Raw genomic sequence first — 22177 nt, 5'->3', positions numbered from 1 at the left:
GTCAGAATTATGGCTGTTGTGCCGGTGCCGGTGCCGTGGCAGGCGCAGGTGTGCCTTGTGGCTGTTGTGCCGGAGTTGCAGGTTTTGTTGCAGCACCAGGCGCAGGCTGTGTGGCAGCCGGTACGGTAGCTCCTTCTGTAAGCTCTTCCTCTGTAGCGCCTTTATTTGAAAAACTTAATGTGGAAAACAATATAAGTGCAATAAGTATTGTAGCCAGTGTCCAGGTGCTTTTGTCAAGGAAATCAGTAGTTTTTTGTACACCTCCCATCATTTGGGAACCGCCCAGGGTAGATGACAAGCCGCCTCCTTTGGGGTTCTGTACCATAATCACTATTATAAGGAGGAAACTGACAATCGTTATCAGTATCAAAAAAATTGTAAATGTGCTCATTCCTTAATTATTATTTTGTTGTAAAAGTTTTATCTCTGAAATTCGGTCTGCAAAGAAAACACTTTTTTCCGGATATTTCAAAATTAAAATTTCATAGGCCTGAATGGCTTTGCTGTATTTTTTTTGCTCCAGGTAAACCCTCGCCAGTGTTTCAGTCATAAGGTAAGAGGTATCCTGTATGCTGCGCTCAATGTTTACCGGAGGCGACGGTGCGGTTTTGACAGGGACAATTTTAGGATTGGTTTCGATAAATTTGTCTATCATTTCGAGTTTTTTATTCCTTGTTTCGTTTTGCAGGACGTCCGGCCCGGGTAGTTTTTCCGTTACTATTTCATTGTGCGTCTCTTCATCACGCTTTACGGGCGTTGCTTTAGAGAGTTGTAGCCATTCATGGAAAGAATGTTTTTCGTTTTTATTAAATTCAAGTGGCTTTCCTATTTCCAGTTTCTCCTGTGCCTGTTTTATTCCGGGCTGGGTATATTCAGGCTTTAGAGTATCGGCTTCGGGTTCTTCTACCGGTTTCTGTTCGGTTGCCATAATGCTCAGCTTTATTGATTCTTCAAGCTTATTAACCGGAGGCTTCACTTCTTCTGTAGCTGGCCTGAGTTGTTCGATGTCGCGGATAAGTATTTCGCCCGTTGCTTTTTCGAGGTTTTTTACATAATCATTCTGAATAGCCTGGAATTGTTCGGTAGTTATAAAATCAAACAACACAGATCTGTCTGTAGTATAGGCAGCTGCTTTTTTCAGCTCAGGGTTATACCGGTAGCTGTCGCGGTTGTACAACCCTTTTAAATGAATAGCGCGTGCGCTCTGCAGATACGGGTATTCCGAAAGCACAGCCTCAAGCTCCAGCGCCTGCCTGTCAGTAAGGCTGTAAGGCTTATTAAGCAGGTATGTAAAATCTTTTGTGTTCAATGTGTATGTTTTCGCGTTCAGGGTTCAACATTATGATGGATATTCTACCTACCATTTTGCCAGTGTGTCATTAAATATATCCTGGGTTATCCTTTCAAATATTACATCAAGTCCTTCGCGCAGTGTTGCGCCGGTGGGAAGCTGGTTTCCGCTAAAGTCATAAAAGAAACTATACCTTTTTTCAAAACTGTCATCTTCTTTCTTACGGTTACTGAAACGAAGCAGGACCGTAATGCTCAGCCTGTTTTGTGCGGCACGCTGGTCTGCGGTGGCTGTCATCGGCGCAATGCGGTAATCTACAATTTCGCCCTCATATACCAGTTCGCCGCCGCTGTTGGTAAGGCTAAGGTTAGTCTGGTTTTGGATCAGGTCCTGCAGCCTCCTCGTAAAAGTAAGGTCAATACCGGGTTCAACCAATTCGGCATTGTTAATAAAATAGTTTACCTGAAATGTTTTTGCATCTATCTGCCCCGTACCTGTAAAATTATAAATTTTACAGCCGCTCAGCGTAAGCAGCAGGGTAAGCGCTACTATGTATTTTATATTTTTTATCATGGTTTTACAGGTCAAACTGTTTTATTTTGCGATACAGTGTCCTTTCTGATATGCCGAGCTCTTCAGCGGCAGCCTTGCGTTTTCCTTTGTTGCGGTCAAGTGCTTTTTTTATCAGTTCTATTTCTTTTTCGTCCAGCCTCAGTGTTTCCTCTTCCTCTACGGTTTCGGCAAAAAGGTAGTTATCCTCTTCTTCATGGTGTTCCACAACAGGCTCCGGCCTTACCTGTTTTTGCGGTGTGTACACCTCCATATGCGGCAGGTCGTTTATTACCCTTTCGTTGTCCTCCCTGTCGCCATATATTCTCTGTATAAGCCCTTTGTTGCTTTCCTGGACTTTGCCTGTGTTACCGTTCTGCATAAGCTCAAGGGTGAGTTTTTTCAGGTCGTTCAGGTCGGCCCGCATGTCAAACAGCACCTTGTATAGTATCTCCCTTTCCGTACTGAAGTCGCTTTCCTGCTTCTGGCCCGGTATCACGGCGGGCAGGTTGCTGCCCGCTTCAGGCAGGTAACCCCTGAGCGTAGCGGCTGAAATATTCCTGTTGGTCTCCAATACTGAAATTTGCTCGGCCACATTACGCAACTGGCGGATGTTTCCGCTCCAGCGGTACTGTGTCAGCAGGTTAACGGCATCATCTTCCAGCTTTATAGGCGGCATTTTATATTTATGTGCAAAATCAGATGAAAATTTCCTGAACAGCAAGTGCACGTCGTCTTTTCTGTCGCGTAGTGGCGGCAGCGCAATTTCAACCGTGCTTAAACGGTAATACAGGTCTTCCCTGAACCTGCCTTTTTCAATGGCTTCAAACATATTAACGTTGGTAGCAGCCACTATGCGCACATTTGTTTTTTGCACCTGGCTTGATCCTACTTTAATAAACTCACCATTTTCAAGCACACGCAACAGGCGTACTTGGGTAGTAAGGGGCAGTTCGCCTACTTCATCCAGGAAAATAGTACCACCATCGGCTACTTCAAAATAACCTTCGCGGGTGTTTGTAGCTCCGGTAAAAGCGCCTTTTTCATGCCCGAAAAGTTCACTGTCAATAGTGCCTTCGGGTATGGCGCCGCAGTTTACGGCAATATATTTGCCGTGCTTGCGGTGCGAAAGCGCATGTATAATACGCGGTATGTTTTCCTTACCCACACCGCTTTCCCCTGTAACCAGCACGGAAATATCGGTTGGCGCCACCTGTATGGCTTTTTCTATAGCGCGGTTCAGTTTAGGATCGTTCCCTATAATCTCGAACCGTTGTTTTATGGCTTGTACGCTTTCCATAGCCCCCTAACCCCCAAAGGGGGGAATTAAGATTTTATAATTAGATTGTATTTGTTGTCGGGTTTGAGGCAACTTCCCCAATTCCCCCTCCGGGGGTTGGGGGGCTGTGCATTTCGCTATACCCAACGGCTTCACCTATTAATGTTGCCGATGTGCAGTCGCTAACCAGCACGTTTACAAAATCGCCCGGCTTGTAGGTTCCTTTAGGGAACACCACAGTGGTATTTTGCGAGTTGCGCCCGCTCCAGTGTGCAGCCGACCTTTTTGATTCTTTTTCAATAAGTACTTCCACTACCTGGCCTACAAAACGCTGTGTACGCTCCAGGGCCATCTTCTGCTGCAGGCTGATGATCTCGGTAAGCCTGCGGTTCTTCACTTCGGCCGGGACATCATCCTCCAGCTTGCGTGCTGCCAGGGTACCCGGACGCTCAGAATAGGCAAACATAAACCCGAAATCGTATTTGCAATGCTCCATGAGCGACAGCGTATCCCTGTGGTCTTCCTCGGTTTCTGTTGGGAAGCCGGCTATCATGTCCTGTGATAGTGAAATATCGGGTATAATCCTGTATATATTGTCAACCAGCGCCATGTATTCCTCACGGGTGTGCTGGCGGTTCATGGCCTTTAGTATCCGTGTGCTTCCGCTTTGTACCGGAAGGTGGATGTATTTACATATATTATGGTGTTTCGCCATTACCTCAATAACCTCCAGGTGCATGTCCTGCGGGTTAGAGGTACTAAAGCGGAAACGCATCTTAGGGAAAGCCGCAGCCACCATATTAAGCAGCTGTGCAAAATCAACTGCTGTGGCTTTCTGCATTTCTGATGCCTTTTCAAAATCTTTTTTGAGCCCGCCGCCATACCACAGGTAGCTGTCCACGTTCTGTCCCAGCAGCGTCACTTCCTTAAAGCCGCGGTTCCACAGGTCGGCAATTTCTTCCATAATGCTTTGGGGGTCGCGGCTGCGTTCGCGGCCACGGGTAAACGGCACTACGCAGAAGGTACACATGTTGTCGCACCCGCGGGTAATCGATACAAACGCGGTAACGCCGTTACTGTTAAGGCGTACCGGGGCAATATCGCCATACGTTTCTTCTTTGGAAAGGATAACATTAATAGCTTCGCGGCCTTCTTCAACCTCCTTTAGCAGGTTAGGTATGTCTTTATAAGCATCAGGGCCTACAACCAGGTCCACAATTTTTTCCTCCTCCAGGAACTGGCTTTTAAGGCGTTCGGCCATGCAGCCAAGCACACCCACCTTCATGCCCGGGTTTATCTTTTTTATACTGTTATATTGTTCCAGCCTTTTGCGCACTGTCTGCTCGGCCTTGTCACGGATGGAACAGGTGTTTACCAGCACCAGGTCGGCCTCTTCAATATTTTGTGTGGTGTTGTAGCCCTGGCCTGAGAGTATGGATGCTACAATTTCACTGTCAGAAAAATTCATCTGGCAGCCGTAGCTTTCAATAAAAAGTTTTTTGCTATTGCCTTCTTTTTGCTCTAAAACAAGGCTTTGTCCCTGTTTGTTTTCTTCAATTATCTTTTCCATTACCGCTCCTGTAGTACTTTTTGAGAGTTGCAAAGATAGTATTTTATTTTAAGGTGTGACAATATGACAGCTATTTAGGCTGATTTCCGAAGGGGGTTACATTCCGGCTCCCGGCAGGTACGCACTATTGTTTTGAGTTNCCGCTCCTGTAGTACTTTTTGAGAGTTGCAAAGATAGTATTTTATTTTAAGGTGTGACAATATGACAGCTATTTAGGCTGATTTCCGAAGGGGGTTACATTCCGGCTCCCGGCAGGTACGCACTATTGTTTTGAGTTAGCCCCGATAGAAGCGGCATCCTCCCCGCCGCCGCGCTTATGGCGGCGGGGAGATAGAGCGGATAGCGGGAAGCGAAGCCGCCAAAAGTGCGCTTAGCCGGCTGCTCCGTATAATTATACTACGTTTTTATACCTGTAGCTTTATGTCCCTTAAATATGTGCTGAACCCTGTGATACCCGGGGCAGTTGGAGATAATGGAAAGGTTAATGTTTTGGGAAATTATGTTTTTTAAAAAGTGTTAAAAACCAATATTTAAAAAAAACCAATACTTTTGCCACACAAAGAAAAGTATAATGGCAAAGAATTTAGTGATTGTGGAGTCGCCTGCAAAGGCAAAAACCATTGAGAAGTTTTTAGGGAAGGATTACCGGGTGGAGTCCAGTTACGGGCACATTGCCGACCTGCCTTCCAAAGAAATAGGTGTGGATGTCGCGAATGGTTTTAAACCTAAATATGAAGTCTCTGCCGATAAAAAAGCGCTGGTAAAAAAATTAAAGGACCTCTCTAAATCTGCCGAAACGGTGTGGCTGGCAAGTGATGAGGACCGCGAAGGTGAGGCCATAGCGTGGCACCTGGCGGAAGAACTGAAGCTGGACCAGAAGAAAACAAAGCGTATCGTTTTTCATGAGATTACTAAATCAGCCATACAAAAGGCAATAGAAAACCCCAGGGGCATTGATTATAACCTTGTTAATGCGCAGCAGGCCCGCCGTGTGCTGGACAGGCTTGTGGGTTATGAGCTTTCGCCCGTACTGTGGAAAAAAGTAAAGACCGGCCTTTCTGCCGGAAGGGTACAGTCAGTATCCGTAAGGCTTATCGTGGAGCGCGAGCGCGAAATACAGAACTTCAAAGCAGAAGCTTCTTATACTGTTACTGCCGAGTTTGTAAACGAAGCAGGGAAGTCATTTAAAGCAAGGCTTCCGAAAAATTTCAATACAAAAGAAGAAGCCCAGGATTTCCTGAATAAAAATATTGGCTCTATATATAAGGTGTCAGACCTTGAAACCAAACCGGCCAAAAAATCGCCTGCCGCACCTTTTACAACGTCAACGTTGCAGCAGGAGGCCGCCAGGAAATTGTATTTCCCGGTAGGGGTTACCATGATGCTGGCGCAAAGGCTGTATGAGGCGGGGCTTATCACTTACATGAGGACTGACAGCGTAAACCTTTCGCAGGAGGCCATGGCCGCTGCCGAGGAAGAAATCATCCGCTCGTATGGTAAGGAATTCAGCCGCCCGCGTAACTATGCTACCAAAAGTAAAGGGGCACAGGAGGCGCACGAGGCCATTCGCCCAACTGACATGACAAGGCACACCGTAAATATTGACCGTGACCAGGCAAGGCTGTATGACCTGATATGGAAACGTACGGTAGCATCGCAAATGAGTGATGCGCAGCTGGAGCGTACCAATGTAAAAATAGTAGCCAACAACCATAACGAGGTTTTTGCCGCATCAGGGGAAGTATTGCTTTTTGAAGGTTTCCTGAAAGTTTACCTTGAAGGGAATGACGATGAAGATACCGAACAGGAAGGCATGCTGCCGGCACTAAGGGTAAATGAGCAGCTTCGCAATAATTATATTACCGCTACGGAAAGGTTTTCAAGGCCGCCGGCACGATACACCGAGGCATCGCTGGTAAAAAAACTGGAGGAGCTGGGTATTGGCCGCCCGTCAACCTACGCGCCTACCATCTCTACCATCATCAACAGGAATTATGTGGAGAAAGGCAGTTTTGAAGGGCAGGAGCGAAAATACCGCCAACTTACCTTAAAGGGCGCTTTGGTTTCCGAACAGGAACTTGCCGAAAATGTAGGTTCAGATAAAGGCAAGCTAATCCCAACCGATATTGGTATCATTGTGAATGATTTCCTGGTGAACCATTTTGAATCGATACTTGATTATAATTTTACGGCTAAAGTAGAGCAGGATTTTGACGAGATAGCCTCTGGCAATGAAGACTGGACCAAAATGATGAAGGACTTTTACGGCCATTTCCATCCGGTAGTAAAAGATGTGGAGAAAAATGCGGAGCGTGAATCCGGTGAGCGTATTTTGGGGACTGACCCAAAAACAGGGAAGCAGGTAAGTGTACGCCTGGGGAAATTTGGCCCTATGGCCCAGATTGGTGATGCCGATGATGAAGAAAAGCAGTTTGCCAGCCTGATGCCGGAACAAAATATAGGTACTATTACGCTGGATGAAGCTTTAGGCCTGTTCCAGCTTCCTAAAAACTTAGGTACTCATAAAGGCGAAGAGGTGGAAGTGAACAATGGGCGTTTCGGGCCATATGTGCGCTTCGGCAAAATGTTCATTTCGCTTCCTAAAGGTGAAGACCCGCTGGATGTAACCCTTGAAAGGGCAAAGCAGCTTATCGATGAAAAAGAGCAGGCAGATGCGCCTATCGGCTATTATGAAGAACTGCCGGTGCAGAAAGGTGTAGGGCGTTTCGGGCCATTCATCAAGTGGAACAACATGTTTATCAACGTAAGCAAAAAATATAATTTTAAGAATCTCTCGCAGGCTGATATTGAAGAGCTGATAGAAGACAAGTTGCAGAAAGACCAGGATAGAGTGATACATAACTGGGAGGACGAAGGCATACGTGTGGAAAAAGCCCGATGGGGCCGTTCCGTAATACTGAAAGGCAAAATCAAGATTGAACTTAATAAAGATGTTGATGCCGCTAACCTTACGCTTGACCAGGTGAAACAGATGATTGAAGCCAAAGCGCCTGCGAAAGCTGCCGGCAAAAAAACAGCAGTTAAGGCCGGTATTAAAAAAACAGCCGTGAAAAAGAAATAGTATATGGTATTTGAGTTTTTACAACCTGTAGAGCCGGAACTGATCGATTTTATTAATAGCCTTTCGGCACAATCGCTTGGCAAAAAAACAGCGTTCCACACACATGATGAGTTTCCGGACATGGAAGCGGCTTCAATAGCCATCATTGGTGTGCCGGACAACAGGGGAGATGAAGGCGCAAAAGACCATGTAAACCTTAATTATATACGGAAGGAGTTCTATGGGCTTTTTCCTGGCAACTGGGACAAAAAAATGGCTGACCTGGGCAACATTCCGGCGGGCGAATCCCTGCAGGACACGTATTATGCCCTTAAAAGCATTGTCGAGGAGTTGGTGCGAAACAAGGTGATTCCGGTTGTGATAGGGGGTACGCAGGACCTTACCTATGCCATGTACAGGGCTTATGACAATCTTGAGCAGATGGTTAACCTGGCGGCAATAGACAGCAGGTTTGATTTCGGTAAAGAAGATGAAACCCTATCGGCGCGTTCCTACCTCACAAGGATTATAGTTGAGGAGCCTAATAATCTTTTTAATTACAGCAATATCGGCTACCAGACCTATTATAACCCACAGGAGGAGATAGACCTTATAGAAAAGTTGTTTTTTGACGCTTACCGCCTTGGCGAGGTGTGTGCCAACCCTGCGGTTGCAGAGCCCGTGTTCCGCGATGCCGACCTTGTAAGTGTTGATATGGCGTCAGTTAAGTCGAGTGATTCAGGCAATTTAGTTAAATTTATCCCAAATGGTTTTAATGGTAAAGAAATTTGTACTTTAGCACGCTATGCGGGTATAAGTGATAAAGTGACCTCTTTTGGTATTTTCAACCATAATAACACAAAGCAGGAATCGGTACTGATAGCGCAGATTATTTGGTATTTTATTGAAGGCATACATTATCGTTCCAATGAATATCCGTTTGGTAGCAGGGAGCATTACCTACGTTATATAGTGCCTTTGGAAGAAGGGGAAATGGTGTTTTACAAAAGCGATAAAACAGAGCGGTGGTGGATAGAGATACCTTTTGTGTCAGATGTTAACAATAAATTAAAAAGAAATACGTTATTACCGTGCATTTACGAAGATTATGTGGGGGCTTGTAATAATGAGTTGCCGGAGCGCTGGTGGAAGGCCCAGCGAAAAAATATAATTTAGACAAATTGTCACAATTTACCGATGATTTGCACAATCTTGGTAGGTGTTAGCTTTTTGTTTAGGTTTTTTTATTAAAATAATTGTTTTTTTCAAAATAAATAAATAGGTTTACGCCTTTAAAAAATAGAAGTACATAAATAACCCAAATTATATGAAGAAGCTCATTGCATTAACAGCAACTTTATCATTCTTAATTAGCTGTGGTTCCAGTGACCGGGGGGAGCTGGTAGGTGTTAGAGGGAAAAATTGGAGGCCAGAAAAGCCTTATGGTATGTCTTTAATTCCGGGGGGCGCTTACATTATGGGTAAAGCCGACGAGGATTTGGCGAATGTCCAGGACGCTCCCACGAAAACGGTGACTGTGCGTTCTTTTTATATGGACGAGACAGAGATAACCAATAGTGAGTATCGCCAGTTTGTAGAGTGGGTCAAAGATTCTACTATCAGGACGAGGCTTGCTATTTTAGCGGAAGAATTCGAAAAGAAACCGGGTGATGGGGGTATTGGCGAATTTGCTTTTGCGGATGCTGATACCACCAACCAGTCTGCATACGACAAATACATGTACGAAACGTATTACAGCGTAGCGGATAATCCTTATGAAGGGCGGAAGATAAACAGAAAAGCAAAATTAATCACGGATCCTCAAAAGTATCCTGATGAGTACTATGTTGAGGTAATGGATTCCATGTACCTGCCTGCTTCTGAGTCATACAATGGGCAGAGGACTATTGATGTTACCAAACTTAAATTTAGCTATGCGTGGATGGATATACAGGCCGCCGCGAAAGATAAGTCTAAAAATACCAGGACTAAGAGGAGCAAGTATATGAAGAAAGAACAGGTAGAGGTTTATCCGGACACTACGGTTTGGATTAAAGACTTTGCTTATTCTTACAATGAACCAATGCATAATGATTATTTCTGGCATGAGGCCTATGGAGAGTATCCTGTAGTAGGTGTTACCTGGATGCAGGCCAAAGCCTTCTGTGCCTGGAGGACACTTAACAAAAACGCATACCAGAAAAGGAAAGGCCGTTCTCAGGTGAATTCCTTCAGGCTGCCAAGCGAAGCTGAGTGGGAATATGCTGCAAGGGGTGGCCTGGAATCTGCAACATATCCATGGGGTGGCCCGTATGCTAAGAATGACAGGGGATGCTTCCTTGCTAACTTTAAGCCGAACAGGGGAGACTATGCTGCTGACGGTGCTTTATACACTGTAGAAGCAAAATCATATGACCCTAACGAATATAATCTTTACAATATGTCTGGTAACGTGGCTGAATGGACAGAGTCATCCTATGACGCCTCTTCGTATGAGTATGTATCAACAATGAATCCTAATGTTTCTGACAACAAAAACAAAAGGAAAGTTACACGTGGCGGTTCTTGGAAAGATGTCTCTTACTTCCTTCAGGTAAGTACCAGGGACTGGGAATACCAGGATTCGGCAAGGAGCTACATCGGCTTCAGGACTGTTCAGGATTACATGGGTACACAGGTAACAGGAAACGGAAGCGGACTATAATCACAAAACCAACTTAAATTTGTATATTTTTTTAATTAACTTAACTAAAAACTAAAAATTATTTTCACTATGGCACTACCTAAAAAAGTTATGAATTTCGCCTATGGTATGGGGGCAGCAGTTGTAATCATCGGAGCACTATTCAAACTGATGCACTGGCCTGGGGCAAGTATAATGCTTATTGTTGGTTTATCTACAGAAGCGCTTATCTTCGGTTTATCAGCTTTTGACCCGGTTGAAAAAGAACTTGACTGGTCATTGGTATACCCCGAACTGGCTGGTGGAGACGCTAAGAAGAAAGAAGCCAAAAAAGAAGATCCGAAAGAAGCACAGGGCCTCCTTTCTCAAAAGCTGGATAACCTTCTTAAAGAAGCAAAAATCGACGGAGAGCTTATGTCAAGCCTGGGCAACAGCATAAGAAATTTTGAATCGGCTGCTAAAGGTATATCTCCTACCGTGGATTCAATAGCTTCTCAGAAAAAATACAGTGAAGAAATGTCTATGGCTGCCGCTCAGATGGAGTCACTAAATAGCCTGTACAAAGTTCAGCTGGAAAGCGCTTCCCGCAATGCTGAAGCTAACAAAGAAATAGCTGAAAATGCTGCGAGGCTGAAAGAGCAAATGGCTGTGATGACCCAAAACATCGCTTCTCTTAACAATGTATATGGCGGTATGCTTTCTGCAATGGGTAATAGAGGCTAATTAGTATTAATATAAAAAAACAGAGAACTAATTAGAAATGGCAGGAGGAAAATTAACCCCTAGGCAAAAGATGATTAACCTGATGTATCTGGTTTTCATCGCAATGTTGGCACTAAACATGTCGAAAGAAGTACTATCCGCTTTCGGCCTCATGAATGAACAATTTGAGTCTTCTAACGTTGAAGCATCTAAAAATAATGAGGCTCTTTATGAGGCTCTAGCCGCTAAAGCTGCGGAAAATCAATCATTTGCCTCTGCGAAAGCTTTGTCTGATAAAATAAAAGGCATTTCCAATGAATTTTATGTATATCTTGAGAAGCTGAAAGGAGATATTACTAAGGATATTAAAAAAGAAGAGAATGGCAAGCTTCCTTATGAGTCAATGGATAAAGGAGATAAAATTGATGAAGGATGGTTTGAAGGAGACGGTTATTCTAAAAAGGGTAAGGAAATCGTAGCTACCATAGAAAGATATAAATCTGAGATGAAAGCTGCTATTGGTAAAGATGTTAAATATATTGCTATTATCAAAGAATTGGATAGTAAATTTAATACTGCTGATGTTAAAGACGGTGAGGGTGTTACCAAAAAATATCTTGACTATCATTACAAAGGTTTCCCTGCTATTGCTTCCCTGACAAAGCTTTCTGCTATGCAAAATAATGTAAAAGTAATGGAAGCCAATGTTTATAACCTTGCTTTAGGTAAGGCAGCGATTGAAGCAACTTCGCTTAACAAATATAAAGCTATTGTAGTTTTAGATAAAAATGCTTATTTCCAAGGGGAAAAAGTGACCGGTAAAGTTGTACTTGGACGTTATGATGAAAATACCAAACCAACTTCTTTCCAAGGTCCTGGTAAAATTGATCCTGCTACGGGTCAGGCTATAATTGATATGACTGCCGGTGCTGTCGGCGAACAAACTATCAAAGGTAAATTTAACTTTCTTGAAGACGGTAAAAATATTCCTTTAGAGTTTACAGGTAATTATGTTGTTGTACCCAGGCCTAACTCAGCTACAATTTCTGCTGATAAGATGAATGTAGTATATCGTGGCGTACCTAATCCTATATCAGTATCTTTTGCAGGTGTGTCCGCGGATAAAGTGAAAGCTTCCGCCCCCGGTATGCGTCCTGCCGGCAAGCCCGGTCAATATATATTAAGTCCCGGAGACGGTACTGAAGTAATTATTAACGTAACCGCTACACTTCCTGATGGAAAACCGGTTTCTGATAAAAAAGCATTCCGTATTAAAGGGCTTCCAGCTCCTACAGGAAAAATCAGGGGCGAGGTGGCTGCCAAAGGTTCAAAATCCAATTTGGAAGTATGTTCAATTACAGCAGAAATGGAAGACTTTGATTTTCCTGTAACTGTTAACGTTACTCAGTTTACTATCAAAGTTCCCGGCCAGCCCACTATTGTGGTTCAGGGTAACAGAATGGATGCCAGGGCTAAATCAGCTATTCAAAAAGCCAATAGGGGAGATGTTGTTGTAATAGATAATATTAAAGCTAACTTTGTTGGTATTGACCAACTTGCTAAACGAGTTTCTCCTTGTACTTTTGAAGTACAATAATTCAATTAAAAGTTCGTTAACTTACAAAAAGTATAGACAATGAGTAGGAGGATTTTTTCATTTATGGTTTTCTTTAGCCTGGTTTCTTCAGCTGCTTTTGCACAGTCAAACCTGCTAAATGCTAAAACTCCCGGCGAAATTGGGAAAAAAACCGCCGCCCAGGATTCTTTAGATAATGACAAACCACTGCCCTACGGGTATGTGGGTGACAGGGATATTTTACTGGGCAGGAAAGTATGGGAAGTTATCGACCTGAACCAGAGGATCAATTTTCCCATGTATTTTCCAGTGGAAGATAATCTTGGCCCGGACAGGAAGCCGCTTTATGATGTGTTAACGAGTGCTATACGTGAGGGTAAAATAACTGAAGTTTATGATGACAGTTACTTTACAACCAAAAAGAGCCTGAAAGATATTGACGCTTCACTTTCAAAAATTGATACTACTGATGCCGGTAAAGAGCAAATGAACTCTGACCTTAAAGCATATAGGTCTGGTAGAAAGAAAATATCTCAAGAATATATCAATAAAACTGAAATTAAGGCAATAGATGTAAGTGGTTATGAAGTGCTTGGTTACTGGTACTTTGACAAGCGCCAGGGCGAACTTAAGTACAGGATGCTGGGTATTGCTCCAATTGTTCCGGATGTTTATACAATGGATAAGGAAGAGAAGGATTATATCCGTATTTTTTGGATATATTTCCCGGCTGCGCGTGATGTACTGCACAAAGTCAAAGCCTTTAATGCAGAAAACTCTGCCATGGCCATTACCTTTGATCACCTGCTTAATTCAAGGCGTTTTAGCGGCAATATTATCAGGGAAGAGAATGTATATGGCGACAGGCTTATTGAAGAATACATGAAAGATAATGCCCAGATGCAGCTTTTAGAATCGGAGCGTGTTAAAGATAAGATCCGTAACTTTGAGCAGGATATGTGGAATTATTAAAACGTATATCTTAAACCATAGAAACTCTTACCGTAAAAAGTAAGAGTTTTTTTATTTGATATGAAAGATTATTTAATTATAGGTTGTGGCCTTGCCGGTATCAGTTTTGCCGAAACGGCCTTAAAACACAATAAAACCTTTACGGTTTTTACAGACACTTCTCAAAATTCCAGTATTGTTGCAGCAGGTATATATAATCCGGTAATTGTAAAAAGGCTTAGCATGCCATCCGGTGCCGCGGCACATATGGATTATATCAAGCCGTTTTATGCCGAAATTGAGCAGAGGCTTAAGGTTACTTTTGACCACAAAATACCCTTATACCGAAAGTTTGCATCTGTTGAAGAACAAAACGACTGGTTTGCTGCCACAGATAAACCAGGCTTATCCGCTTTTCTTTCAACAAAAATCATCCTTAAGCATTATGATTACCTGCCTTCCCCATTCGGTTTTGGCGAAGTGCTGCATACAGGTTATGCTGATACGGCACTATTAGTTGATAATTATAAAGCCTTTTTGAAGAAAAATAATTTGCTGATACACGAATCTTTTGATTACAATTCCCTTGAAATACATGATAGTTATATACTTTACAAAGGAATTATGGCAAAGAACATCGTTTTTGCCGAAGGTTTTGGCATACATGCCAATCCTTTTTTCAGTAATTTGCCGCTGGCAGGTACCAAAGGAGAATTGCTTTTAGTCAGGGCTCCACTACTTAAGCTAGATGCTATTGTTAATGCCGGTGTATTTATTTTGCCTGTTGGCAATGACCTTTACAAGGTAGGTGCGACCTATGAATGGACCGATAAAACATCAGTACCCACAGCGGCTGCAAAAGCAGAACTTCTTCAAAAACTTAACGGGCTTATAACCTGTGATTATGAAGTAATGGCCCACTATGCCGGTATACGCCCTACCACAAAGGACCGTAAAGCGCTGATAGGCACACACCCAAAGCACAAAAGGGTACACCTGCTGAATGGCCTGGGGACAAGGGGTGTCATGCTTGGCCCGCCTATGGCAAAACAGCTTTTTGATTTTATTGAGCATGGCATTGAGCCTGACCCGTCAGTTAATCTTTCGCGGTTTATGGTTTAGCTTTTTCCGAGTTTGCTGTCATAACTGATGAAAAAATTAATCCATATATTCCTGGACAGGCGCATTATAACAGGCATAAAAGCAACCAGTGTAACCACTATGGCTATAAAAGCGGTGATAAGGCTGCTGTTCAATAAAAAGAATGAAATCACGAAGGCTGCGAATGCAAAGGCAATGCCTACCCCATAACTTACATACATAGCACCAAAAAAAAAGGAAGGTTCTATTTTGTATCTTAATCCGCAGTGGCTGCAGGTGTCATGCATAGTAAAAACTTTAGTAAGTATGTACGGGTTTTTATATATGTACATGCTTTCTTCATTGCACCGGGGGCAAGTTCCTGTTAAAATGCTATATAATTTAGAACCTTTTTTTAACATTTGCATAGTTTTTTGGTACAGCCAAATTTACAACAATACATAGAACTGAAATGCTAAATATTCATAATTTATCAGTGTCGTTTGGCGGCACCTATTTGTTTGAGGAAGTAACTTTCCGTCTTGGAGCGGGTGACAGGGTCGGCCTTGTAGGAAAGAATGGTGCCGGAAAGTCAACCATGCTGAAGATATTATCCGGCGAGCTTCAGCCTGACTCGGGCACTATAGCCTCGGAGAAAGAGATAAAAATAGGTTTCCTGAAGCAGGATATTGATTTTGTAAAGGGACGCACCGTGCTTGATGAAGCCTACCAGGCTTTTGATGAAATAAAACGTGCCGAAGGCAAAATAGAAGAGATAAACCACCAGCTGGCTACCCGTACCGATTATGAAAGCGAGGAGTATTCTAAGCTGATAGAAGACCTTAGCGATTATACCCATCACTACGAAATACTGGGAGGCTATAACTATGTGGGCGACACAGAAAAGATACTGCTGGGGCTGGGTTTCAGGCGGGAGGATTTTGATAAGCTTACCGATACTTTTTCGGGTGGGTGGCGCATGCGTATTGAGCTGGCCAAGCTCCTGCTACAGTCAAACGATGTACTACTCCTGGATGAGCCTACTAACCACCTTGATATTGAAAGTATCATCTGGCTGGAGCAGTTCCTGCGCAACTATCCGGGTGTAGTGGTGATTGTATCACACGACAAAATGTTCCTGGACAATGTTACTAACCGCACCATTGAAATTTCATTAGGTAAGGCTTATGATTTCAATAAGCCTTATACCGAGTATCTTGTGCTTAGGGAAGAGATACGTGAAAAACAGCTGGCAACCCAAAAAAACCAGGCAAAAGAGATAGAGCGAACCGAAAAGTTGATTGAAAAGTTCAGGGCAAAGGCTTCTAAAGCTTCCATGGCGCAGTCGCTCATAAAAAAGCTCGATAAGGTGGAAAGGATTGAGGTAGATGAAGATGATAATTCAGTTATGAATATATCGTTTCCTGTTTCGGTGACACCGGGGCGTGTGGTGGTGGAAGCGGAGCATGTAACCAAGAAATATGGCGAAAAAACGATACTGAAAGACATAAGCCTGTTAGTAGAACGGGGCAGTAAGATTGCTTTTGTCGGCCAGAACGGACAAGGTAAATCTACCCTCATAAAAGCCATAGTGAAAGATATTGATTATGAAGGCCATATAAAGCTGGGGCATAATGTGCAGTTAGGCTATTTTGCCCAAAACCAGGCGGAATATCTTGATGGGGAAATAACCCTGCTTGAAACCATGGAAAATGCCGCAAACGACACTAACCGATCAAAAGTGCGCGATATGCTCGGGGCATTCCTTTTCAGGGGTGATGATGTAGAGAAAAAGGTAAAAGTACTATCGGGAGGTGAACGAAACCGCCTGGCACTATGTAAGCTGCTACTGCAGCCAATTAATGTACTTGTGATGGACGAACCTACCAACCACCTTGATATCAAGTCTAAGAATGTGCTAAAAGCTGCCCTGCAAAAGTTTGAAGGCACACTGCTGCTGGTATCGCACGACAGGGATTTCCTGCAAGGTATGAGTAACATAGTATATGAGTTCAAGGACCAGAAGATAAGGGAGTACCTGGGCGATATCAATTTTTACCTGGAGCAGCGTAACCTCCAGAACATGCGGGAGGTTGAAAAACGTGATGTAGTGAAGGAAGCGCCAAAACAGGTAAAAGCGCCGGTATCTTATGAAGACCAGAAAAAGAACAAGGCGCTGCAGAATAAGCTCAGTAAGATTGAGAGCCAGATACAGCAGCTTGAAAATGATATACAGCATGATGATAAGCGCCTTGCTACAGATTATGAAAAACTGATGGCAGACGCTTCATTTTTTACGGCATATGAAAAGAAAAAGCAGGAGCTTGATGCACTGCTGGCGGAGTGGGAATTGGTGCAGGAAGAGATTGAAAAAGCAATTTAATAATAGGTATCTAAATTAAGATGAAGAATATTTGGACCCTCATACTCCCGGTTACTGTAGTTTTGCTTATTTCATGCGGTAATGAAAAAGAAATAAAAAGAGATATATTAAAACATAATAATACTTTGGAAAATACCAATCCAGTAATCTATTTTGAAATACCGGTAACCGATATAAAGAGGGCAAAGCAATTTTATGCAGCTGTTTTTGGTTTCACTTTTGAAGATGAAGTTATTGATGGCAATACAATGGCACTGTTCCCTTTTTCAAAGCAGAAAACAGGAATATCAGGTGCATTAGCCAAAGGTGATATTTATAAGCCAACTACTAAAGGAATTTTAGTATATTTTGCTACTCAGGATATTGATGCTACCCTGAATGCGGCATTACAAAATGGCGCAAAGGTTTTGTATCCAAAAACCTCAAACGGTGATTTAGGTTATGTAGCTGAATTCCAGGACACGGAAGGCAACAGGATCGCACTGCACCAGGCAGTAGATTAGGAGTATGAAATTTTTAGCATTTTAGGGTTAGCTAACTGGCGTGTACTGCCTTTCTGAGATAGCCCCGATANGGGCTCACCTCTTCCCATTCCGAACAGAGAAGTTAAGCCCGCCAGCGCAGATGGTACTGCAGCAATTGTGGGAGAGTATGTCATCGCCTTCCTTTAGAAAACCCTTCACTACAACAGTGAAGGGTTTTTTGTTTTGGCAGCAGTTTTTTTTTCTGAACGACAAGTTTTTGTTAAAAAAAGTATAAATTTGTTTTGAGATTGCTACGGAAAATATATTTAGATGAAGGGGATAAAATTGTTATTGATTTTACTATGCTGCACATCCATATCTTATACGCAGCCTGCTGATTTTTCAATCACTGTAGTAAAAACAGATGAAACCTGTATAGGTAATGGGACAGTTACTGTCACAGCGCAAAATACAACGCCTTTGGCAACATTGCAATACATCATTTACAAATATCCTAATCTTACTACCCCGGTTTCAGCTAACAGTACAGGGCAGTTTATCAATCTTACCTCTGGGAATTATAAAATAAGAGTAATACAAACCCTACAAGGAAATTCAAATACAAGGGAACAGGATATTGTCATACTTAATATTGATAATCCTCTGGAATATTCATTTACAGTTTCAAATCTGGGTTGTGCCCAGGGTGTGCAGTTAACGATAACAGTTACACAGGGGACAGGTGTAGGTTATGAAATTATCTCAGGGCCGGTTACAAGGCCCTTGCAAACCTCAAATATATTTACAAATTTACCTGCCGGTACTTATAACTTCAGGGTTTTTAATGAATGTGGTGTAGGCGTGGTTACAACCTACCAATTGGTATTAAATGAAGCCGTACTGTCGATTTCTGACCCTTCATTTTCACAAACATCTTCGGGTGACTGCAACTTTATTAATGTAGTCAATACAGTTGCTGTTTCGGGGGGGGCAGGGATAAGTTATCCACTTTTTATCCAATATACAATAAATCTGCCGGGTGGGGTGCCGCCACTTATAATTAACCGAAACATACCGTCGGGCCCGGCCTCAGGGCTAGAACTGTCACAAATGTTCCAGATTTTTCCCAATACACCTTACACCTACAGTATAAGTATAACAGATGGATGCAATACTGTTGTTGAAAGTTCAGGTACAATAGATAATTCATCTATAAGCATTGGTTTTGAACCAATACCTGTACCATGTGGTAAAAAATACCTGTCACTTTTATTATCCGGGCATACTGCCCCTGTTACGGTTACATTCATGAGTGCGCCTCCTGATTTTAATCCTGCAGAATTCAACACGCAGCATCCCGGCCCTTTCAATACCAGCCAGATTGATTATGGCAGGGCAAACCTGCCCATTCCTGAAGGTACGTATAATATCCAGATTACAGACGCCTGCGGGCGTACAGACAGCGTTGTTGTCACTATTGAATATAACAATCCTATCCCTGAGATAAGTGGGCAAAACAACGGGTGTTTTTCAGTATTGGGAAGAATTACTGCTTCAGTACCTGACAGGTCTGTTGTTACCGCTGTAGTACTATCAGCGCCCGATAACTATGCGCCTGCTCCTCCCCATGACGTTTCGGGGTTCATTACTTCTGGGCGCCTTGTGCTTAATAATGTCCCCGTAGGGCTTTATACTATTCAGCTTATTGACAATTGTGGCGCTATTTATGAAGTGCCTGTTGAAGTCCCCCTTTTTGTAGAAAGAGGATTTACATCCCGTACTAAAGCAGACTGCACACCCGGTAACGGTTCAGTGAGGATAAGGAGCCTTAACGGTAATTTAACCGATATAGACATTATACAGGCGCCTGCTGCGTTTGGCACTTTCCCTGTCGATGTATCAGTTAATATAAATACAACAACCGGTATATTTTACATGAGCGGCCTCCCGGAAGGTGAATACCGGTTTAGCGGTACTGATGTATGTGGGATACAACGAAGCGTAGATATTACAGTTACAGGGTACCAGCCGGATGCTGAACCCTATGATTTTGTGCCGAATTGCGGGTCATTTTTTATTACGATGGACGATGACGCTGCTCCGGACAATGCTACGTACTGGTTACAGAAGAAGAATCCGGTAACAGGAGAGTGGAGCCATCCAGAAACTGGGGTGGTATATACCGAAGGCACTGTCCCGGATGCTACAACCGGCATGGCACTTATAAATTTTCAAACGGTATTTAATCTTACCTTCGATGGTAAGTTCCGGATTTTAAAAAGTTTTGAGAGCTATAACAACGGGAGCGAAATAAAAAAATGTATTATCATCCTGGGGGAATTTAATTATAGTATGGATTTGCAGATAGTTAACGCCTATACATTATCATGTGATAATCGTCCCAATGATATTTACATAGAAGCAGAAAATGGCCTCCAGCCCTATGTTTACAGGATTAAAAAGAAAAACGGCGCCACCTTTATTGTTGAAAATGGGAATAATAATATATTTCAGCAACTGGAATCTGCCATATATGAATTTGAAGTAGAAGATGCGTGTGGTAACAGGGAGCCCAGCATTATTGATATCAGCCAGTTGCCGTCACTTGTGGACGCTACACGCCCACTTGATATGGTAATATGTACTGATACTTCGGTTTTTACAGGTTATATCTTTAACCTCGGTAGCCAAAATACATTGATTTTGGATGGCCAAAGCCCTTCATTGTATACAGTAACTTATCATACAACACAGGCAGATGCTGATAACGGAACCAATCCCCTTCCTGTTGATTACGCAAACACATCAAATGGCCAGGTCATTTATGCACGGGTGATACATAACTTTATTCCATTATGCCATGTGGTTGTTTCTTTTAGACTTATTGTAAACCGAATACCCGATATTGAAATGGACACACAATATTATATTTGTGAATCAGGAATCGTAACCATATCGGCACAACCCGGCTTTGATCTTTATGAGTGGTCTAATGGCGCAACAGGACAAACAATTGTGGTTAGCCAGCCTGGAGATTACATACTGACAGCTTCAAACCTCTACCAGGGGATTACATGCTCTGCCTCAATTGAGGTAAATGTCGGAACTTCTTCAAGGGCCACAATCATAGATGTTGAGACATATGACTGGACTACAAATCAAAACAATATAACTATATACGCCGAAGGTATTGGTAATTACGTCTATTCTATTGATGGGATAAACTATCAACAGAGTAATAATTTTGCCGGGCTTGAGACAGGTATATATACAGTATATGTGAAAGATCTTAATGGTTGCGGAATTACGGCAAAAGAAGTCTGGCTGCTAAACTATCCTAAATTTTTTACCCCTAATGCAGATGGTACCAACGACCGCTGGCGAATTAAATATTCTTCGCTGGAACCTGCGATGAAAGTCTTTATATTTGACCGTTTTGGCAAACTAATTACGGGATTCAACGGTACGGATCCAGGCTGGGACGGCACGTTAAATGGGAGCAGGCTACCGGCTACCGATTATTGGTTTGTCGTTGAAAGGGCCGATGGTAAGATACACAAAGGCCATTTCTCCTTATTGCGGTAATATTTCTACTACTGTTTTTGCGTTTGGGCTCAGACTATGTAACTATTTTAGATTATAAGCAGGTTTTGGTTTAAAATTTAGCCTACATACCGCTCATGCAGTGAAATTTCTAAAAAAGAATAAAGGGCGGCTGCCCTCTTATTCTTTTAAAATTTTATAAACAATATTTAACTCCGGGATTTTCAGTATATATAGCCCTGCTGCCATTCCTTCCAAATTTGTGGGAACGGCCGAATTACCGTTTTTAATAAAGCGTCCATTTATATCATAAAGCTGAAAATTGTAATACTCTCCATTTTCACCGATTTTCACTTGTACTAAATCCTTTACGGGATTAGGGTATAGCTGTATGTTTACTTTTTGGTATTCTTCCGTGTTAGCAGTTGCTTCATACCTAAGCAGCCCACCATTTACACCCCAAAAAGCTTTCGTTTCTGATAGAAAATAAGCTGAGTATATGCCTGACGGTTCAGGGAATGGAAAATAATAGCATTCTTTGCTCCACGAAATTCCATCGGTTGATTTTTTAAAGAACGTGTTGCATGTGGTGCTTGTGTCAGAATAACCGCCTATAAACAGATTGTTATTTACTATACTTATAGTTGTTAATGCCGTGTTGTTCTCTTGGTGTACAAGATTCCAGGTGTTTCCTCCGTCTGTAGTCCTGAATATTCTCCCATTTGTGATGGTTGTAAAATAGCCCACCTGATCAGATATAAATTTCATGAAATTAGGTGTAGTTCCCATCGTTATAGGAATAACTTCCCATGTAGTTCCGCCATCTGTAGTTTTCAAAACCCTATTAGTGCATAAAGCAAATCCTACCTGATTATTGATAAAACAAAACCGGTAAATCTGCCAGCCCGGCTGTGGCAAAATAAACTTGCTGGAAGGTTTGCCCTGAATCAGTCGTCCTGTAGATCCGGTTACCGGATGAAATAAAACCTATATTTTCATTCAATAGCGTCCTAAACAATAAAAAAAAGAATGGTTAGTTTTTAAC

17 protein-coding genes and 1 rRNA gene are annotated in these 22177 nt (G+C 42.6%); 11 read left to right on the top strand and 7 right to left on the bottom strand.

Annotated elements, in window-relative coordinates; all coding sequences use genetic code 11:
- Positions 1 to 7 precede the first annotated feature (7 nt).
- From secG to miaB, 5 genes are read right to left on the bottom strand one after another with little or no spacing between them, the layout of a single operon-like run.
- The gene (secG, locus tag CHU92_RS09120) at positions 8 to 391 is read right to left on the bottom strand and encodes a preprotein translocase subunit SecG (protein WP_094414818.1); all 384 of its coding nucleotides are present in this window, start codon (positions 389 to 391) and stop codon (positions 8 to 10) included.
- Positions 392 to 394: 3 nt separating this feature from the next.
- Positions 395 to 1309 (bottom strand): tetratricopeptide repeat protein, encoded by a 915-nt coding sequence (locus CHU92_RS09115; RefSeq protein ID WP_094414816.1) that lies wholly within the window; start codon positions 1307 to 1309, stop codon positions 395 to 397.
- 48 nt (positions 1310 to 1357) lie between these two features.
- Positions 1358 to 1861 carry an LPS assembly lipoprotein LptE gene (lptE, locus tag CHU92_RS09110; protein WP_394335743.1) on the bottom strand — a complete coding sequence of 168 codons (504 nt, stop codon included), beginning with the start codon at positions 1859 to 1861 and terminating at the stop codon, positions 1358 to 1360.
- Positions 1862 to 1868: 7 nt separating this feature from the next.
- Complete coding sequence (locus tag CHU92_RS09105) at positions 1869 to 3140, bottom strand: sigma-54 interaction domain-containing protein (RefSeq protein WP_094414812.1); 1272 nt, start codon at positions 3138 to 3140, stop codon at positions 1869 to 1871.
- A gap of 40 nt (positions 3141 to 3180) precedes the next feature.
- Positions 3181 to 4689 carry a tRNA (N6-isopentenyl adenosine(37)-C2)-methylthiotransferase MiaB gene (miaB, locus tag CHU92_RS09100; protein ID WP_094414810.1) on the bottom strand — a complete coding sequence of 503 codons (1509 nt, stop codon included), beginning with the start codon at positions 4687 to 4689 and terminating at the stop codon, positions 3181 to 3183.
- 571 nt (positions 4690 to 5260) lie between these two features.
- Here miaB and topA point away from each other — a divergent pair.
- The 7 genes from topA (at position 5261) to CHU92_RS09065 (ending at position 14784) form a co-directional block, all read left to right on the top strand.
- Entirely contained in the window at positions 5261 to 7771 is a 2511-nt protein-coding gene (topA, locus tag CHU92_RS09095; protein ID WP_094414808.1) for a type I DNA topoisomerase, read from the top strand.
- Positions 7772 to 7774: 3 nt separating this feature from the next.
- Positions 7775 to 8926 (top strand): formimidoylglutamase, encoded by a 1152-nt coding sequence (locus CHU92_RS09090; RefSeq protein WP_094414806.1) that lies wholly within the window; start codon positions 7775 to 7777, stop codon positions 8924 to 8926.
- 151 nt (positions 8927 to 9077) lie between these two features.
- Positions 9078 to 10454 (top strand): T9SS ring complex lipoprotein PorK/GldK, encoded by a 1377-nt coding sequence (gene porK, locus CHU92_RS09085; protein ID WP_094414804.1) that lies wholly within the window; start codon positions 9078 to 9080, stop codon positions 10452 to 10454.
- 69 nt (positions 10455 to 10523) lie between these two features.
- Entirely contained in the window at positions 10524 to 11156 is a 633-nt protein-coding gene (gene porL, locus CHU92_RS09080) for a type IX secretion system motor protein PorL/GldL (protein ID WP_094414803.1), read from the top strand.
- 37 nt (positions 11157 to 11193) lie between these two features.
- Positions 11194 to 12732, top strand: a complete 1539-nt coding sequence (gene porM / locus CHU92_RS09075) for a type IX secretion system motor protein PorM/GldM (RefSeq protein WP_094414801.1) — start codon at positions 11194 to 11196, stop codon at positions 12730 to 12732.
- A gap of 39 nt (positions 12733 to 12771) precedes the next feature.
- Positions 12772 to 13683, top strand: a complete 912-nt coding sequence (gene porN, locus CHU92_RS09070) for a type IX secretion system ring subunit PorN/GldN (RefSeq protein ID WP_094414799.1) — start codon at positions 12772 to 12774, stop codon at positions 13681 to 13683.
- Positions 13684 to 13743: 60 nt separating this feature from the next.
- Positions 13744 to 14784, top strand: a complete 1041-nt coding sequence (locus CHU92_RS09065; RefSeq protein ID WP_094414797.1) for an NAD(P)/FAD-dependent oxidoreductase — start codon at positions 13744 to 13746, stop codon at positions 14782 to 14784.
- Here CHU92_RS09065 and CHU92_RS09060 read toward each other — a convergent pair.
- Positions 14781 to 15164: a DUF983 domain-containing protein gene (locus CHU92_RS09060; RefSeq protein ID WP_094414796.1), complete on the bottom strand. Its 384-nt coding sequence runs from the start codon at positions 15162 to 15164 to the stop codon at positions 14781 to 14783. The two genes, CHU92_RS09065 and CHU92_RS09060, sit on opposite strands and share 4 nt — an antisense overlap.
- A 50-nt stretch (positions 15165 to 15214) precedes the next feature.
- Between CHU92_RS09060 and CHU92_RS09055 the strand changes: the two genes are divergently transcribed.
- The 4 genes from CHU92_RS09055 (at position 15215) to CHU92_RS09045 (ending at position 21174) form a co-directional block, all read left to right on the top strand.
- Positions 15215 to 17125: an ABC-F family ATP-binding cassette domain-containing protein gene (locus CHU92_RS09055; RefSeq protein ID WP_094414794.1), complete on the top strand. Its 1911-nt coding sequence runs from the start codon at positions 15215 to 15217 to the stop codon at positions 17123 to 17125.
- A gap of 20 nt (positions 17126 to 17145) precedes the next feature.
- Positions 17146 to 17628: a VOC family protein gene (locus CHU92_RS09050; protein WP_094414792.1), complete on the top strand. Its 483-nt coding sequence runs from the start codon at positions 17146 to 17148 to the stop codon at positions 17626 to 17628.
- Positions 17629 to 17682: 54 nt separating this feature from the next.
- Positions 17683 to 17791 (top strand): 5S ribosomal RNA (rrf, locus tag CHU92_RS16285).
- Positions 17792 to 17919: 128 nt separating this feature from the next.
- Complete coding sequence (locus CHU92_RS09045) at positions 17920 to 21174, top strand: T9SS type B sorting domain-containing protein (RefSeq protein WP_094414790.1); 3255 nt, start codon at positions 17920 to 17922, stop codon at positions 21172 to 21174.
- A gap of 138 nt (positions 21175 to 21312) precedes the next feature.
- Here CHU92_RS09045 and CHU92_RS09040 read toward each other — a convergent pair whose 3' ends face one another.
- Complete coding sequence (locus CHU92_RS09040; protein WP_094414788.1) at positions 21313 to 21969, bottom strand: T9SS type A sorting domain-containing protein; 657 nt, start codon at positions 21967 to 21969, stop codon at positions 21313 to 21315.
- Positions 21970 to 22177 lie beyond the last annotated feature (208 nt).

The organism is Flavobacterium cyanobacteriorum, assembly GCF_002251835.1.
In the GTDB taxonomy this organism is placed as follows: domain Bacteria; phylum Bacteroidota; class Bacteroidia; order Flavobacteriales; family Flavobacteriaceae; genus Flavobacterium; species Flavobacterium cyanobacteriorum.
This window is presented reverse-complemented; position numbering and strand designations above follow the sequence as displayed.